The sequence below is a fragment of the Bacillus sp. AF62 genome (assembly GCF_050312695.1).
Lineage (GTDB): Bacteria > Bacillota > Bacilli > Bacillales > Bacillaceae_G > Bacillus_A > Bacillus_A cereus.
In genome coordinates this window covers 1-15,736 of the sequence record NZ_JBNPJZ010000114.1, presented here as the reverse complement: position 1 = coordinate 15,736, position 15,736 = coordinate 1, and the positions used below count along the sequence as shown (strand labels likewise).

The following is a 15,736-nucleotide window of genomic DNA, read 5'->3' as shown; positions in this document are numbered from 1 at the left end:
GATGAAGAAAATACACATCCTAGCGCTTATTCCAGTTCTTTGTTTAGTAGTTGGGCCAATATTTGCGAATTCGGTTACTCCTTACGTATTAGGGATGCCCTTTTTATTATTTTGGGTATTATTATCAGTGTTTATTACATCTCTTTGTATGGGGCTTGTGTACGTGTTTGATCCTGCTAATAAGGAGGATGTAAAATGACTGCATTACTTATTATTATTTTATTTTTGTTTCTCGCACTATTTTTAGGGATTCGGGCACAACATGGAAAAGATATGAATTTAGAGCAATGGTCAGTTGGAGGAAGAGGGTTTGGCACTATTTTTGTTTTTCTCCTTATGGCAGGTGAAATTTATACGACGTTTACATTTTTAGGAGGAAGCGGCTGGGCATATAGTAAAGGCGCACCTACCTTTTATATTTTAGGCTATGGCGCTTTAGCTTATCTTTTATCGTATTTTTTATTGCCACCGATTTGGAAGTATGCAAAAGAGCATAACCTTGTTTCGCAGTCGGATTTTTTTGCGAAGAAATACAGAAGTAAGGCGCTTGGACTTATTGTTTCAATTGTTGGTGTTGTTTCCATCATCCCATATCTTGTTTTACAGTTAAAGGGACTGGGAATTATCGTTTCAGAAGCGTCTTACGGAAGGGTATCACCTGTTGTTGCGGTTTGGATTGGTGCCATTGTTATAACTATATATGTAATGGTTTCAGGTATACACGGTTCAGCTTGGACGGCTGCTTTGAAGGATATTATGATACTGTTTATCGTTATGTTTTTAGGTATATATTTACCGTATCATTATTATGGAGGATTTCAGCCGATGTTTGAAGCTGTAGAAGCAGCGAAACCAGGATTTTTATCTTTACCTGAAGAAGGAATGAGTATTTCTTGGTTTGTTTCTACTATTATATTAACGGCCCTCGGTTTCTATATGTGGCCTCATACATTTGCTTCTGCTTTTTCTGCAAAAAATGAAAAAGTATTTCGTAAAAATGCAGCAATTATGCCATTGTATTCTTTAGTTTTACTTTTCGTATTTTTTGCAGGATTTGCTGCTATATTGCAAGTTCCTGGGTTAAAGGGAGCGGATGTAGATCTTTCGTTAGTCCGTCTTGCTTTACAAACTTTTGATCCTTGGTTTATTGGAATTATTGGTAGTGCGGGAGTATTAACGGCGTTAGTTCCAGGCTCTATGCTTGTTATGGCGGCTTCTACACTGTTAGCGAAAAATATTTATCGAACGATCGTTCCGTCAGCTTCAGATAGACAAGTTGCTAAAGCCGCAAAGTTATTTGTACCTGCAGTAACGCTCGTAGCAGTTTTATTTACATTTAAAGGAGGAGAAACAATAGGAGCCCTTCTTTTAATGGGATACAGTATCGTTACGCAACTTTTCCCTGCACTTGTATGTAGCTTGTTTCCACGCCGAATTATTACGAAGCAAGGGGCGATTGCAGGAATGGGAGTTGGGCTATTAGTGGTCGCATATATTACCTTATCTGGTTCAACTATAGCCACGATGTTTCCGAGTTTCCCGCAGTATATAAAAGATTTGAATGTAGGTATAGTCGCATTGTTAATTAATATGATTGTGATGTTTGTAGTTAGTGGATTTACAAAAGGTGTATTTATAAAGAAAAACACTATAATAGTAGAAAAGTAATTCGTTTATTAGAGCTATCTTTGAAAAGAGATAGCTCTTTTTTGTATATATTTTCTTCTATTAGCGGAATCTAACTAAAAACTTGTTGAAAAGGAAGTTAGGTGGGGAAATTGTTAGAGCTTGAAGGTAACTTATTTGAAGTTATGAAAGAAATTAGGGATGAGTTAGGTTCACCTAATGATTTAACAATTAGAGAAGTTGCTCTTGCTGGGAGTTTTACACGTTGTGCGGTTGTGTTTTTATGTGGATTGACAGATAAGGATAATGTTTATAAATATGTCATTCGCACACTGCAATACGAAGAAATTATAAATGAGGAAGCTGTTGTTCAAACGTTATTGGATCGTTTTATTTCTATCGCAGAAGTGGGTGTAAAGAAGAAGTTTCCAGATATTATGAATGCGATATTAGCGGGAGATACAGTTATATTAATTGATAATATTCAAACCGCTATCGTTATTAATAGTAGAGCTTGGGAGAAGAGAAGTTTAGAACCACCAGTGACAGAAGATTTAATACGCGGACCGAGAGTTGGATTAAATGAAGATATTAATGTGAATAAAATGTTAATCCGACGCGGTTTACGTGATCCAAAGTTGAGGTTCCAATCTTATATTATGGGGAAGCGATCGCAGAAAGAAGTAACCCTAGTATATATAGAGGATATTATTAATCCTCACATTGTAAAAGAGTTAGATCGCCGTCTTCAATCAATAGTGACAGATGTCGTTTTGGAAACAGGTACGATTGAACAATTAATTCAGGATAATAATTTATCCCCATTTCCACAGTTTTTGAATACAGAGAGGCCTGATAATATTATAGCCTCATTAGCGAAAGGGAAAGCGGCCATTTTAGTAGATGGATCCCCGTTTGCTCTTATTGCACCACTTGTGTTTGTTGATATTTTTCAATCTGTAGAAGATCATTACGAGCGCTGGGTGATTGGAACGTTATTAAGATTTTTACGTATGGGTTCAGGTATAATTGCGGTTTTGTTACCAGCTATGTATGTAGCACTTGTATCTTATCATCAAGGACTTATTCCTTCTAAACTGGCTTATTCAATTGCAGGTGCGAGGGAAGGTGTTCCATTTCCAGCATATATTGAAACGTTAATGATGGCCTTGACTATGGAATTAATACGAGAAGCTGGAATCCGATTGCCGAAACCGATGGGACAAACGATAGGGATTGTAGGAGGTCTTGTAATTGGAGAAGCTGCGGTAAATGCAGGGATTGTAAATCCGTTTTTAGTTATTATTATTGCGGTTACTGCGATTGCTACGTTTTCGCTTCCTGTATATAGTATTACGATTACGTTCCGAATTTTACTTTTCGTCTTTGTATTAGCTGCAACGGCTTTTGGGTTGTATGGGATCATTCTAGCTCTGATCGCACTTGCTATTCATATTACAAATTTAACAAGTGTTGGTATACCGTATACAACTCCAATTGCTCCTGCATTTTATAAAGATTGGAAAGAAGAATTTATTCGCATGCCAAAATCGATGTTGAAAGATAGACCAGAGTACTTACAAACAAAAGATTCTACAATACGTCCAAAGGAGCGAAAATAAGTGAAACCATTTGAGTATGGCGATGAAGAGATTGGATCTCGGGAAATTGGGTTTGCGGTATCATCGACCATTATTGGTATAGGGGCATTGTCTATGCCAAGAGATATCGCTAACCAAACTTTATTTTCGGACGGTTGGATTATCTTGCTTTTGGGTGGATTGATCTGCGCAGTTTTAGGTTGGTTTGTGACGAGAGTGGCTATCTTATTTCCGAAACAAAATTTTGTTCAATATACGAGTGCGCATTTGACGAAGCCTGTTGCATACACAATTAGTAGTATTTTAGTATTAACGTTTGCTGCTTTGACAGCATATGAATCGCGAATGATTTCAGTTATTTCTCAAACGTATTTATTTAGTGATACACCGATACAACTACTGTCTTTCTTCTTCTTATTAGTTGTTATTTATGGAATAGCAGGATCAAGAGCAGCCTTATTAAGGTTAAATGTTTTATTCTTACCTATTGTTTTAATTGCGATAGTACTTCTTTCTTTATTGAATATAAATTTAATGGAAATAAATAATTTACTACCAGCTTTTCAAACGAAAGTAAGTCAATATGCTGTTGGAGTTAAAAATTCTATTTTTACGTTTATTGGATTTGAAGTAGCTTTATTTTATGCGGTGTTGCTAAATGATAAGGCAGCGAAAAAAGCGCCAATGGCAGTCGCGAAAGCGGTGATGGTAAACGTGCTGTCATACATTTTAATTTATGTAACTTGTATTAGTGTTTTTACTTATATGACAACACGTGGATTGACATATCCAACAATTGAATTAGGGAAAGAAATTGAAATTGGTGGAGGGTTTTTAGAAAGGTTTGATGCGATTTTTTTTACGACTTGGATTATTACTATTTATAACACTACAGCAATGTATTATGACGTCGCATCTTTATTGTTTTGTGCTATGTTTCCGAAAGTGAAGAAACATATTTTTATTTTCGTAAGTGCCCCTATTATTTTTATGGTGAATATGATACCTAGTAGTTTGAATACTTTATCAAGTTATGGGACTTATTTAGCTTGGATAGATATGGGGTTTGTTGTGTTAGCTCCTTTGCTCGTTTTAATTATATATAAAATAAAAAGAAGGAATGGTGGCAATGAAACACCTTCTTAAAATTATAATGGTTATGGCTTTAACTGGATTTATGAGTGGGTGTTCTGAGTTAGAAGAGATAGAAGAAAGAGGATTTGTAGTAGGAGCGGCTTACGATATCGTGAAGGAGGAGAAAGCGAATCCAATTATGAAAGGGACCTATCAGATGGTACTCCCTAGTAAATTGTCTCAACAGGGCGGACAAGGGGGTGGGGATAGCGAAAATTATATTAATGTTAGTGCAAAAGCAGATAGTGTATTTGAACAAATAAGAATAATCGCAAAAAAAATTAGTCGTACATTATTTTTCCCTCATATACAGGTGATTATTTTCTCTGAAGAATTACTTTCACATCCATACATTTTACAAAATACGTTAGATGTATATATTCGCGATCATGAGATGAGAAGAAATATTCGTTTGTTCGTTTCTAATAAAAATGCCGAAGCTATTTTAAAACAAAGTGCCAAGCCTGAAAATTTACCGGCGCAGTATATTGATATGTTAGCTGAACACCCTCCGAAAAATGCCCAAATGATTGAGGCTGCAAGAATTGGTGAGGTGCAGGAAAAGATGATCTCTAACCGAAGTTTTGTATTGCCTATTCTGGAACTAACAAAGCAAGGAGTACAAATGAACGGTGCAGCATTGTTTCGTGGAAAGGATAATAAGTGTGTAGGCAATTTGAGTGGGGAAGAAACATTAGGGATGAATTATATAATAGGTAAAAAAATTGGAGGTTTTTTTACCATCCGTAAAAAGAATCAACTTATTACATATGAAATTCATAAGTTACGTCGAAAAATTAAAGTATCCACAACGAATGCTACAAAACCGAAATTTAATATTCATTTATTTCTGGAAGGTACAATAGCTGAGTTGCACTTTAGTGATCATAAAAAGGTTTTGAATGAAAAGCGTTTAGAGAAGGATATATCGGAAGAAATGGAGGAGCGTATTCAAAAATCGATTAAGCTTGTTCAAAAAAAATATAAGGTAGATGTATTAGAGTTAGGGGAAGTGTATAAGAGACATAATTATAAAGAATGGACAAAAATAAGTAAGAATTGGGATCAAGGCGAAAATTACTTTAGTAATGCTGAAATTACTGTTCACGTTCATCCAACAATTGAACATTCAGGTTCAGCTTTACCGAAAAGAGTGAAATAAGGTGATGAAAGTTGTTTACTGGATTAGGAATTAGTTGCACGATATTAATGGCGGTGCTGCCGGGGGCTATTTATTTCATTCATAAAAAACTCACAACGTATGGAGCGCAGCCGTGGAATACTGATGTACAAAAAAAGAAACCTGAATGATTTTCAGGTTTCTTTCGGGCAAAGCATATGTGAAGGGGGATGCCTTCTATGTATGCTTTGTTTTATACAAGCCCTAACCAATGTACCAATTGTGTAGAGAGGAATGTAACAACAATGGCGATAACGGTAGGGATTGCAAACGATAAGAATGTCCATTTTGCACTTTTTGTTTCTTTGTATATGTTAACCAGTGTTGTTCCACACGGGAAATGAAGAAGTGAGAACAACATTGTGTTTAACGCTGTTAACCAAGTCCAACCATTTTCTAGGAATAGATTTTTAATTTGATTAAAATCATCTATTTCAGTTAAAGCCCCAGTTGATAAGTAAGACATTAATAAAATTGGGATTACAATTTCATTAGCGGGTAGTCCAAGAATGAATGCAGCTAGAATAAACCCGTCAAGTCCTAACATTTTAGCAAATGGATCTAGGAAATTTACAAAATGCATAAGTAAGCTTGTGTCACCGATAAAAATATTAGCAAGTAACCAAGTTAATGCAGCTGCAGGGGCAGCAACAACTATAGCTCGTTTTAAAACGTAGATTGATTTATCGAGTGTTGCGCGAACAATTGTATTCCAAACTTTTGGCTTGCGGTACGGAGGTAACTCCAGTGTGTAGTGAGTTGGAACCCCTTTTAAGGCTGTTTTTGATAGTACCCAAGAAACAGTTAATGTCATAATAACACCAATTACAACCATTCCAACTACAACGCCAGCAGTAACCAATGTTTGCATACTGCCTGTATAACCAGCAGCCATAAATAGTGAAGCCATTAAAATTAACATAGGCCAGCGACCGTTACAAGGAACGAAGTTGTTCGTTAAAATTGCTAGCATACGTTCACGTGGTGATTCAATGATACGTGTTGACATAATGGCTGCTGCATTACAACCAAATCCCATTGCCATTGTTAAAGATTGTTTCCCGTGTGCGCCGGATCGTTTGAATAAGCGGTCCATATTAAACGCGACACGTGGTAAGTATCCGTAGTTTTCTAATAGCGCGAACATAGGGAAAAAGATTGCCATAGGTGGTAACATAACGCTAATAACAGCACCGATACCACGGAATAAACCAAGTATTAAAATGCCATGTAACCATTCAGGTGCATGCGCTGCTTGGAACCAAGATGTTAAATATCCTTCGGCCCATCCGAAGAATTCGGCAATCATATCAGATGGTACGTTAGCGCCTGCAATTGTAAGATAAAAAATAATAGATAAAATACCGAGCATAATTGGGAATCCCCAGATTGGAGATGTGAAAATTTTATCTAGTTTTTCGGAACGATATAATTTATCAGTATTTGTATATTGGACAGATTCTTTACATATGCTTGCAGATGTTCGGTAAATATCTCCGACTATATCATCTCGTATATCTTCTTTTGAAAGTGTTTGTGCATGTTGAATAATATAGTCTAATGGAAGAGCTTTACTGGCTGAGTGAGATTCCATTAATTACGACCTCCCTTACAAGTGGTTCATTATGGTGTTTTTGAAGTGTAGTTAAGAAATTTTTATCTCCATCTAATATACGTAACGCAATCCAACGTGCTGGATACGTATCACCGAACACTTTATAAATTTGTGGTTCTAATTCCTGAATCATATTTTCGATTTTTTCGCTGTAAGTAATTTTAATTGGTGTTGGAATTAGTTTTTTATTTGCTACTTTTGCAATAACATTTAGCAAATGACCAATACCTACTCGGTTACGTGCTGAAATTTTAACGACAGGTACACCAAGTGATTTTGCTAATTTCTTTTCATCGATAACAATCCCTTTTTTCTCGGCTTCATCAATTAAGTTAATGCAAATGACTACATTATTTGTCATCTCCATCACCTGGAGTGCTAAATTTAAATTTCTTTCCATAGCAGTTGCGTCTATGACAACTACAGTTACTTCTGGTTTTTCGAATATAATATAATCCCTCGCTACTTCTTCGTCTGCGGAATTTGAGTATAGTGAGTAAGTTCCAGGTAAATCTATTAATGTATAATTACTTCCGTTATGTTCATATTCTCCTTCAGCTTTTAAAACAGTTTTTCCCGTCCAGTTTCCAGTATGTTGTTTTAAACCTGTTAAAGTATTAAATAATGTACTTTTCCCGGTATTCGGGTTACCAGCTAAAGCAATACGATGTTTGCTCATCTGAAATCATCTCCTATTAATACCCCGAAAATAAGGGAGCTTTCTTCTTTACGTAGTGCAATAGTTGTGTTGCTCACTTGATAAGCGACCGGATCTCCAAGTGGACTGCGTTGCAATACTTTAATCGTTGCCCCTGGGATAAATCCCAAATCTAATAAACGTCGTTTCATAGTTCCTTCTAATTGTATCTTCTCAATTTGTACAAACTCCCCTGTTTTAAACTCGGAAAGGGGTTTAGTATTAGCCGATACCATAAAAGTTACCTCTTCTCTATATTTTTAGTGTTAGTTTAAAAAAGTTTCCTTAGGTAAACTTTTTGTTAGTAATATAGTAGACTACATTGGATGATGCTGTCAATTAGTACTTTAAAAATATTCATTTAATTTTAGAATTGTTCCAATTTATTTAGTTGTACTAAAAAATATTACTGAAATTCTTTTTAATGTGCATAAATTAGGCGTGAAAAAGTTACAAAATACAGCGGAATTGTAAATGTAACTTTAACTAAAAGGGAAAAAGAGAGAAAAACATTTACATTGAATTTACATTGTTAAGAATAAATTTACATTACAGCATAGTTAGTGTGGTTTTTGTTTGCTTCTTTAACTACAAATGTTGGGATTCCTAGCTTTTGAGGATGATTATCGTCATTTACTTAAAATTAAAAATTGCTTAACACTCACATAATATTGTTGTCCTACAATGAATTTGTGTTCGAAAGAAAATGAATTCGAAAAGTGATAATCCAAATGGGGGTACAAGACATGGTTATGAAAAAAGGTATTAAATTTTCTTTAGCAGCTTTAGTGGTAGCAGGAGCATTAGTTGGGTGTGGGAAAGCAGAAGATACAACTAGTAAAGAAACTGCTAAAGGAAGCGATAATACAAAACAAGAATTATCAGGTACGATTGCAGCAGCTGGTTCTACAGCTCTTCTACCTCTTGCGGAGGAAGCTGGAAAGAAATTCATGGAGAAAAATTCAAAAGTTTCTATTCAAGTTCAAGGTGGCGGTAGTGGAACTGGGATTAACCAAGTAGCATCTGGTGCAGTACAAATTGGTAATTCAGATGTTCCGTCTGGAGATAAAATAAAAGATGCTGAAAAGGCGAAAGAATTAGTAGATAACAAGGTAGCGGGTATTGCATTCGCTCTTGTCGTAAATAAAGATGTAAAAGTTGATAACTTAACAGTGCAACAAGTACAAGATATCTTCACTGGAAAAGTAACAAACTGGAAAGAAGTAGGCGGAAAAGATGAAAAAATCAACGTAATTAATCGTCCGGCTTCATCTGGTACACGTGCTACATTTGAAAAAACGATTATGAAAGACGCGAAAATTAATGATGGAACTGGTACAACACAAGATTCTAACGGTGCAGTAGAGCAAGCTATCAATTCTACTCCAGGTTCAGTAAGCTATTTAGCGATGTCTTACATGGTTGGAGATAAAAAAGGTGCACTACAAACAGTGAAAATTGATGGTGCTGAACCGAAAGTTGAAAACATTGCGTCTGGTAAATATCCATTCTGGTCTTACGAGTATATGGTAACAAAAGGTGAAGCGAAAGAAGCAACAAAAGCTTACATCGATTATGTAAAAGGTAAAGACTTTGAAAAGCAAGTAGAAGATATGGGCTACATTCCAATGTCTAAATTAAATAAGTAATAAAGTTTTATGGGGCTGGCTGCAAGGTCAGTCCTGTTCATTTCAATCTGTGAAGTGGGGTCTGTCCTGTGATGAAGGGGAAAAAACAAATTAATTACGTAAAAAGTGAATATATAGGAAGATCACTTGTTACGTTTTGTGGTATTTTTATTGTTTTAATTACATTAGCTATTATTGCGTTTATTTGTGGTAAAGGTATTCAATCTTTTACACAAAGTGGTATCTCGTTTACTGAGATGTTAACATCGACAAAATGGAATCCAAATGCTGATCAAGGATCCTTCGGGGCTTTAATTTTCATTGTAGGTTCAACGGTGGTTTCGTTAGGTGCGGTTATTATTAGTGCACCAATTGCTATAGCTCTTGCTATATTCATGAATTTAATTTCGCCAAAGTTTGGAAATAAAGTGTTGAAGCCTGTTCTAGAATTGTTAGTTGGTATTCCTTCGGTTGTATACGGATTATTAGGTGTTACGATTTTAGTACCACTATTACGTGATTCGTTTGGGGGAGTAGGCTTTAGTTTAATTGCAGGTATTGTTGTATTAAGTATTATGATTTTACCTACTATTGCTAGTATCGCTTCTGATGCAATACGTTCTGTTCCATTTGATTATTTAGAAGCTTCTTATGGTCTAGGATCAACGAAATGGCAAGCGATTAGCCGAGTGATTGTTCCTGCTGCGAAAAAAGGGATTTTAACAGGTGTTGTTTTAGGCTTAGCGCGTGCTTTCGGTGAAGCGTTAGCGGTTCAAATGGTAATCGGGAATACGATTAAATTACCAGAAGGAATATATAGTCCGACAGCGACGTTAACTGGTATTTTAACAATGGACATGACGAATACATTGAACGGAACTGCTTGGAACAATGCGCTATGGACTTTAGCGATGATTTTACTTGTTATTTCATTCCTGTTTATTTTAGTAATTCGAGCGATTGGGCAAAGAGGTGAGCGATAATAATGAATGCAAGAACGGTAAATAAAGTTTGGACAGGTATCTTTTATGCGGTTGCGGCTTTAGTTGTAGCTTTGCTAGTGTTCTTAGTATTTGAGATTTTACAAAAGGGATGGGGATTTTGGGATCCTAATTTCTTGTTTGGAGAACCAAGCAATACAAGAGCTGGTGGTGGGATTGGTCCGCAGTTATTCAATTCCTTCTACATGCTTGTTATAACGCTTATTATATCTATTCCTCTTGGATTAGGTGCTGGAATATATTTAGCAGAGTACGCAAAACAAGGACGTTTTTTAAATTTTGTTCGTCTATGTATAGAGACGATGGCGTCTTTACCTTCTATTGTTGTTGGTTTATTTGGTTTGTTAGTGTTCGTTACAATGACAGGTTGGGGATACACAGTAATGGGTGGTGCTCTTGCTTTAACTATTTTAAATTTACCAGGTTTAACGCGTGTTTGTGAAAATGCGATTTCAGAAGTTCCTCATAATGTAAAAGAGGCAAGTCTTGGATTAGGTGCAACGAAGTGGCAAACAATCGCTCGTATTATTATCCCATCGTCATTACCACAAATTATTACAGGGATTATTTTAGTGGCGGGTCGTATATTTGGGGAAGCGGCAGCATTAATTTACACAGCGGGTTTAACATCCCCGATTTTAAATTCAGCAGCGGATTTCTCAAGTCCTGCGCATCCTTTAAATCCGTTTAGACCAGCTGAAACATTAGCGGTTCACATTTGGAAATTGAATTCTGAAGGAGTTATTCCAGATGCGAAGTTGATTGCGACAAAATCTGCAGCTGTATTAATTATTATGGTATTACTATTCAATGTTATTTCACGCTTGATAGCATCTATATTACACAAGCGCTTTACAGGAACGAAAAGAAAAAGTAAAGCAACGAAAAAGGTAAAAGCGGCATAAATTATAAAGAAGAACTCTCTATTTATAAGTAGGGGGTTCTTTTGTATTTTAATATAGAAGGAATGGATGTAATGATTGTTGAATTTGTGGTTAATTATAAAGAAGAACAGATGTAATTTAGAGAGGAGTTTTAATTTGTTTTTTCTGCAAATGTCAGGTTTTCCTGGGTCAGGAAAATCGACAGTTTCTAAGTATATAGCGAAATTAACAGGTGCTGTAATTATAGATCATGATGTTTTGAAATCCGCTTTGTTAAAATCATTAAAAGTAAAAGGAATTGAATCAACGATTGTTGGTGGGCTTGCGTATGATGCCGAATGGGTATTGATTGATTCTTATTTAGAACAAGGGCATAGTGTTATATTGGATAGTCCGTGTTTATATGAGGGAATGGTTGAAAAAGGAATTAAATTATCAACTAAACATGGTGTGAAATATAAATATATTGAGTGTTATCTTAATGATATGGAAGAGATTAATAGGAGACTGCAAACACGTAAGCGTATGATCAGTCAAATTGAAAAGGTGGAGTCGGAAGTAGGTTTTGAAAAGTGGTTAAATGGTAGTCAAAGACCTTTAAATAATGAATACCTTATTGTGGATTCTAGTAAACCTATAGAGCAATATGTGGAAAAAATGATGGATTATATGACTAAGTAGAGAAAAGACGTTATCTTCATTTGTGAAGATAACGTCTTTTGTTTTTAAATATCAGGTGTTTCTGTAGAAGTGCTTATTTTCCTACGGGAGCGTCTTTTTCTCCCGATTTTATCTAATAGTTCATACATAACTGGAACGACTACTAATGTAAGAACAGTCGAGACTGCCAAACCGCCGATGACAACGACGGCTAAACTTTTTGATACCATACTTCCTGCTTGGGATTGGCCAAATAGGAGTGGGAGCATAGCGACGATTGTTGTAATAGCTGTCATAATAATTGGGCGTAGTCTAGTAGAACCTGCTTCAAGTAAGGCTTCTCTAGTTTCCATTCCGTGTTCCCGATTTTGTTGGACTCTTTCTATTAATACAATAGCGTTTGTAACAACAATCCCGATTAACATTAATGCGCCAATCAAGGAATTTATATCAACAGGTGTTCTTGAGATGATTAATCCTAAAATACCACCGACAGCAGCTAACGGTAAGGAGAATAGGATTGCAAAAGGAGCGCGTGCTTGGCCGAAGGTGATAACCATAATTAAATATACAATCCCGATTGCAATCCCCATAATTTTGAATAAATCTGTAAAATTCTCTTGCATAGATTCAGTAGCTCCTGCGATATTTACTTTTGAACCGCTAGGTAAATCTAAGTCAGTTATCGCTTTATTTACTGCTGTGTTTACTTTACTCAAATCTTCATTTGAAGCTTCGGCGGTAATTTGAATTGTTTCTTTTCCGTCTTTATGGAAAATTTCTGTTTGCGTTTGTTTTTCTGAAATAGTTGCGATGTCTTTTAAAGGAATTGGTCCATTAGTAGGTGATAGTATGTTTGTATTTAAAATATCTTCTTGTTTACTAGTGTTTTCCTTTTTATGTTCTATCATAATAGTAGTTTTTTCATTATTAATTGTAATTTCGCCAATAGGTGACTTCTTCATAAGGAATGCTACTTGTTGCGCAGCTATTTCTGGTGTTAAACCTAGTTGTTCAGCCTTTGTTTGATCAATATGAATTTGCCATTCTTTCTTAGAGTCTTCTAAATTCGTTTTTACTTTAGAAAGATCATCCATGCTTTTTAGTTTTGTTTCGACGATAGTAGCCGCCTCTTTTAAATCCGCTTCGTTAGTAGCTGTTACGTTAAATTGTAAGTTGTTGCCGCCGCCAGAGCTTGAATAACTTGTTTTTATATAATCAAGTTCAGCAGGCTCAAAAGTTTTATTTTCCTTTTTTAACTCTTTAATATATTGATCAATATCAGAACCTTTTTTAAAGACTACAAATATACTAGCAAGGTTATTTTTAGTTGTTTGCCCCCATTGTGCATCTTCTGCGCTAGATCCCATTCGTAAAATAACGTCTGTTACATCTGAATTAGAAAGTAATTTCTTTTCGAAATCAAATGCTTTTTGTTTTTGAGCTTCAGCATTATAATCGGCTGGAAATGTCATGTTAATAGATAACATTGTGTCGTCCTCAGATTTTATGTTTGCTTTCGGTAGTAATATATAGGCTGCAATTGATCCTGCAAATAATAAAAATGCAGTAAGTAGAATAATGAATTTATGAGAAAGAGACCACTTTAACGTAGCGACATATCGTGATGAAGAACTTGGCTTTCGATGCTTTGTTTTTTTGAGTAGTAAAAAAGCCATAAGTGGAACGACTGTGAGTGCAACGATTAAGGATGATAGAATAGAATATACAACTGCTAATACCATAGGTAACATTAATTTTCCGATTGCTCCCGATACGAGGCCGATAGGTAAAAAAACAGCGACCGTTGTTAAAGTAGAAGAAGTAATTGCGACGGCAACTTCTTTCGTTGCATCAAGAATAATATTTTTAGAGAAAGAATCTTTTTGTAAACGGCGGAAAATATTCTCGATGACAACGATACTATCATCGACGAGACGTCCAACCGCAACAGCTAAACCACCAAGGGTTAAAATGTTAAGTGTGATGTTAGATTGATGTAGTAAAAAGAGTGTTAATAAAATAGATAATGGAATACTGACAACAGCGATGAGTGTTGTTCGGAAGTTACGTAAAAAGATTAAGATAATTAGAGTTGCAGCGATTGCTCCAAGTATTACTTCTTTTCCCATGCTAGTAACAGCATTTTCAACTTGTTCATGGGTTGAGGCTAAAAGTTTAATGGAAAACTGATCTTTATATTCCTTATTTATCTCTTTAACTTTTTTATCAATCTCTTTTCCAATTGCAACTGCATTTTTGCTCGGTTCTTTCATGATGATTAATCCAGTGCCTTCTTCTCCGTTTATATGTGAGATTGTATCGTAGTGTTGTTTGATTTCGATTTGAGCAATGTCTTGCAATTTCACTTGGGGTACCACAGTGATGTTTTTAATATCATTTACATTTTTTATGTCCCCAATGACGCGGAGGTTGTATTCTTCCTGATTAACAGTAATTGCCCCAGCTGGAGTAGAAGTTTCTTTTCCTTGTAAAACAGTGAGTACCTGCTGTGATGTTACGTTTTTGTTTTTTAATTGGTTCGGATCAAGTACGATAGATAATTCAGAGGTGGATTTTCCGAAAAACATAACATTAGCAACACCATCAATGTTTTCGAGTTGTGGTACGATTTCTTTTTCAATTTGTTTTTCATCTGCTTTTGAAAACCCGTTTTGTTTCTGGATAGTAATTTGGGCGAGTGGAATCATAGAAGTGTTTAGTTGACTAACTACGGGCTTGGTTACATCTTTAGGTAATTTAATTGTATTGACGGCTTTTTCGACTTCGCGTGCTGCATCTTTCATGTTTGCTTTTGATGTATACGCAATGTCGATACGTGATAATCCCTCGTATGTAGAAGAAGTAATGGTGTCGACGTGTTCTAAATTGCGAAATTGTTTTTCGAGAGGATCAGTTACATCCTTTGTCATCGTTTCAGCGTCGAGTCCTTGAGATAAGGTTGTGACGGTAATTGCTGGATTGTCGATACTTGGTAAAAATTCCATAGGTAATTTAGAGCCGGAATAAACACCGAGTATGGAAATGAGAAAAATCATGATGATAATGGCAGCTCGGTTTTTTAATGAAAACTTTGTTAACCTATCCATAAAATAATTCCTCCATTGGTTTATTTATAGTTGAGTACATCCTTTCTTACTATATAACAAAAAATGGATATTTTTCATTAATTAAATGTAAAAAAATTCTAACAATATTCTTAAGTTTATATTTGCATTGGAATTGTTTAATGTGGATGGGGTTTTTTCTTACGGCTAAGTTATATCGTTATTCTATAGAAGGATAATTATTATAAACTTTAATATAGAAGAGAATGAAAACCTGGGAAGGTATTGTGAAATGCAATTTGGTTGAATGAATTGTAGTAGTATACAATCAGAATAACTATTTTTAGTAGGAAGGATAATAATTCTTTCTATAGAAGAAAGTAGGATAGATAATTTTTTTGTGTTTTTTATAAAAAACACTTGTTATTTAAAAATCATGATGGTATATTAATAAACGTCGCTGATGCGGAAACGCAGAAAACGACAAAAAAGAAATTTAAAAACTTAGTTGACATCGAAAAATGAAGATGTTAATATGATGAAGTCGCTTCTGAAGCGGCGGACAAGTTCTTTGAAAACTGAACGAAACAAACAACGTGAAACGTCAATTTTTATTTTTAGATGCTAGACAAACTAACTTTA

14 protein-coding genes are annotated in these 15,736 nt (G+C 35.3%); 10 read left to right on the top strand and 4 right to left on the bottom strand.

The features are described from left to right. Position 1 precedes the first annotated feature (1 nt). The 6 genes from ACQRBL_RS27985 to ACQRBL_RS27960 all read left to right on the top strand — a co-directional run bounded on the left by ACQRBL_RS27985 (position 2) and on the right by ACQRBL_RS27960 (position 5,672). Positions 2-199 carry a DUF3311 domain-containing protein gene (locus ACQRBL_RS27985; RefSeq protein WP_000719836.1) on the top strand — a complete coding sequence of 66 codons (198 nt, stop codon included), beginning with the start codon at positions 2-4 and terminating at the stop codon, positions 197-199. Then, positions 196-1,668: a sodium:solute symporter family protein gene (locus ACQRBL_RS27980; protein ID WP_097920125.1), complete on the top strand. Its 1,473-nt coding sequence runs from the start codon at positions 196-198 to the stop codon at positions 1,666-1,668. Before ACQRBL_RS27985 ends, ACQRBL_RS27980 begins: the two co-directional genes overlap by 4 nt. A gap of 101 nt (positions 1,669-1,769) precedes the next feature. Further along, positions 1,770-3,248: a spore germination protein GerLA gene (gerLA, locus tag ACQRBL_RS27975; protein ID WP_003269520.1), complete on the top strand. Its 1,479-nt coding sequence runs from the start codon at positions 1,770-1,772 to the stop codon at positions 3,246-3,248. Beyond that, positions 3,249-4,373 carry a spore germination protein GerLB gene (gene gerLB, locus ACQRBL_RS27970; protein ID WP_023521199.1) on the top strand — a complete coding sequence of 375 codons (1,125 nt, stop codon included), beginning with the start codon at positions 3,249-3,251 and terminating at the stop codon, positions 4,371-4,373. It abuts the gene before it with no gap. Next, on the top strand, positions 4,357-5,523 hold the full coding sequence (gene gerLC / locus ACQRBL_RS27965; protein ID WP_411996463.1) for a spore germination protein GerLC: 1,167 nt from the start codon (positions 4,357-4,359) through the stop codon (positions 5,521-5,523). Before gerLB ends, gerLC begins: the two co-directional genes overlap by 17 nt. Positions 5,524-5,534: 11 nt before the next feature. Continuing rightward, positions 5,535-5,672: a hypothetical protein gene (locus ACQRBL_RS27960; RefSeq protein WP_000493991.1), complete on the top strand. Its 138-nt coding sequence runs from the start codon at positions 5,535-5,537 to the stop codon at positions 5,670-5,672. 62 nt (positions 5,673-5,734) lie between these two features. Here the strand turns inward: ACQRBL_RS27960 and ACQRBL_RS27955 are convergent, their stop codons facing one another. From ACQRBL_RS27955 to ACQRBL_RS27945, 3 genes are read right to left on the bottom strand one after another with little or no spacing between them, the layout of a single operon-like run. Then, on the bottom strand, positions 5,735-7,135 hold the full coding sequence (locus tag ACQRBL_RS27955; RefSeq protein ID WP_411996462.1) for a nucleoside recognition domain-containing protein: 1,401 nt from the start codon (positions 7,133-7,135) through the stop codon (positions 5,735-5,737). Beyond that, positions 7,113-7,835 (bottom strand): FeoB small GTPase domain-containing protein, encoded by a 723-nt coding sequence (locus tag ACQRBL_RS27950; RefSeq protein ID WP_000033865.1) that lies wholly within the window; start codon positions 7,833-7,835, stop codon positions 7,113-7,115. Before ACQRBL_RS27950 ends, ACQRBL_RS27955 begins: the two co-directional genes overlap by 23 nt. Then, positions 7,832-8,089 (bottom strand): FeoA family protein, encoded by a 258-nt coding sequence (locus ACQRBL_RS27945; RefSeq protein ID WP_000252989.1) that lies wholly within the window; start codon positions 8,087-8,089, stop codon positions 7,832-7,834. The genes ACQRBL_RS27950 and ACQRBL_RS27945 overlap by 4 nt, the downstream gene beginning before the upstream one ends. 510 nt (positions 8,090-8,599) lie before the next feature. Between ACQRBL_RS27945 and ACQRBL_RS27940 the strand changes: the two genes are divergently transcribed. The 4 genes from ACQRBL_RS27940 to ACQRBL_RS27925 all read left to right on the top strand — a co-directional run bounded on the left by ACQRBL_RS27940 (position 8,600) and on the right by ACQRBL_RS27925 (position 12,047). Then, positions 8,600-9,502, top strand: coding sequence for a phosphate ABC transporter substrate-binding protein PstS family protein (locus ACQRBL_RS27940; RefSeq protein WP_000245112.1), 903 nt, complete (start codon positions 8,600-8,602; stop codon positions 9,500-9,502). 71 nt (positions 9,503-9,573) lie between these two features. After that, positions 9,574-10,464 (top strand): phosphate ABC transporter permease subunit PstC, encoded by an 891-nt coding sequence (gene pstC / locus ACQRBL_RS27935; protein WP_000676676.1) that lies wholly within the window; start codon positions 9,574-9,576, stop codon positions 10,462-10,464. A gap of 2 nt (positions 10,465-10,466) precedes the next feature. Beyond that, positions 10,467-11,387, top strand: coding sequence for a phosphate ABC transporter permease PstA (gene pstA / locus ACQRBL_RS27930; protein WP_411996461.1), 921 nt, complete (start codon positions 10,467-10,469; stop codon positions 11,385-11,387). Between the two features lie 135 nt (positions 11,388-11,522). Continuing rightward, entirely contained in the window at positions 11,523-12,047 is a 525-nt protein-coding gene (locus tag ACQRBL_RS27925) for an AAA family ATPase (RefSeq protein ID WP_063546482.1), read from the top strand. Between the two features lie 44 nt (positions 12,048-12,091). Here the strand turns inward: ACQRBL_RS27925 and ACQRBL_RS27920 are convergent, their stop codons facing one another. Then, a complete protein-coding gene (locus ACQRBL_RS27920) occupies positions 12,092-15,136 on the bottom strand; it encodes an efflux RND transporter permease subunit (RefSeq protein WP_097920124.1) in 3,045 nt (1,014 codons plus the stop codon). Positions 15,137-15,736: the final 600 nt, after the last annotated feature.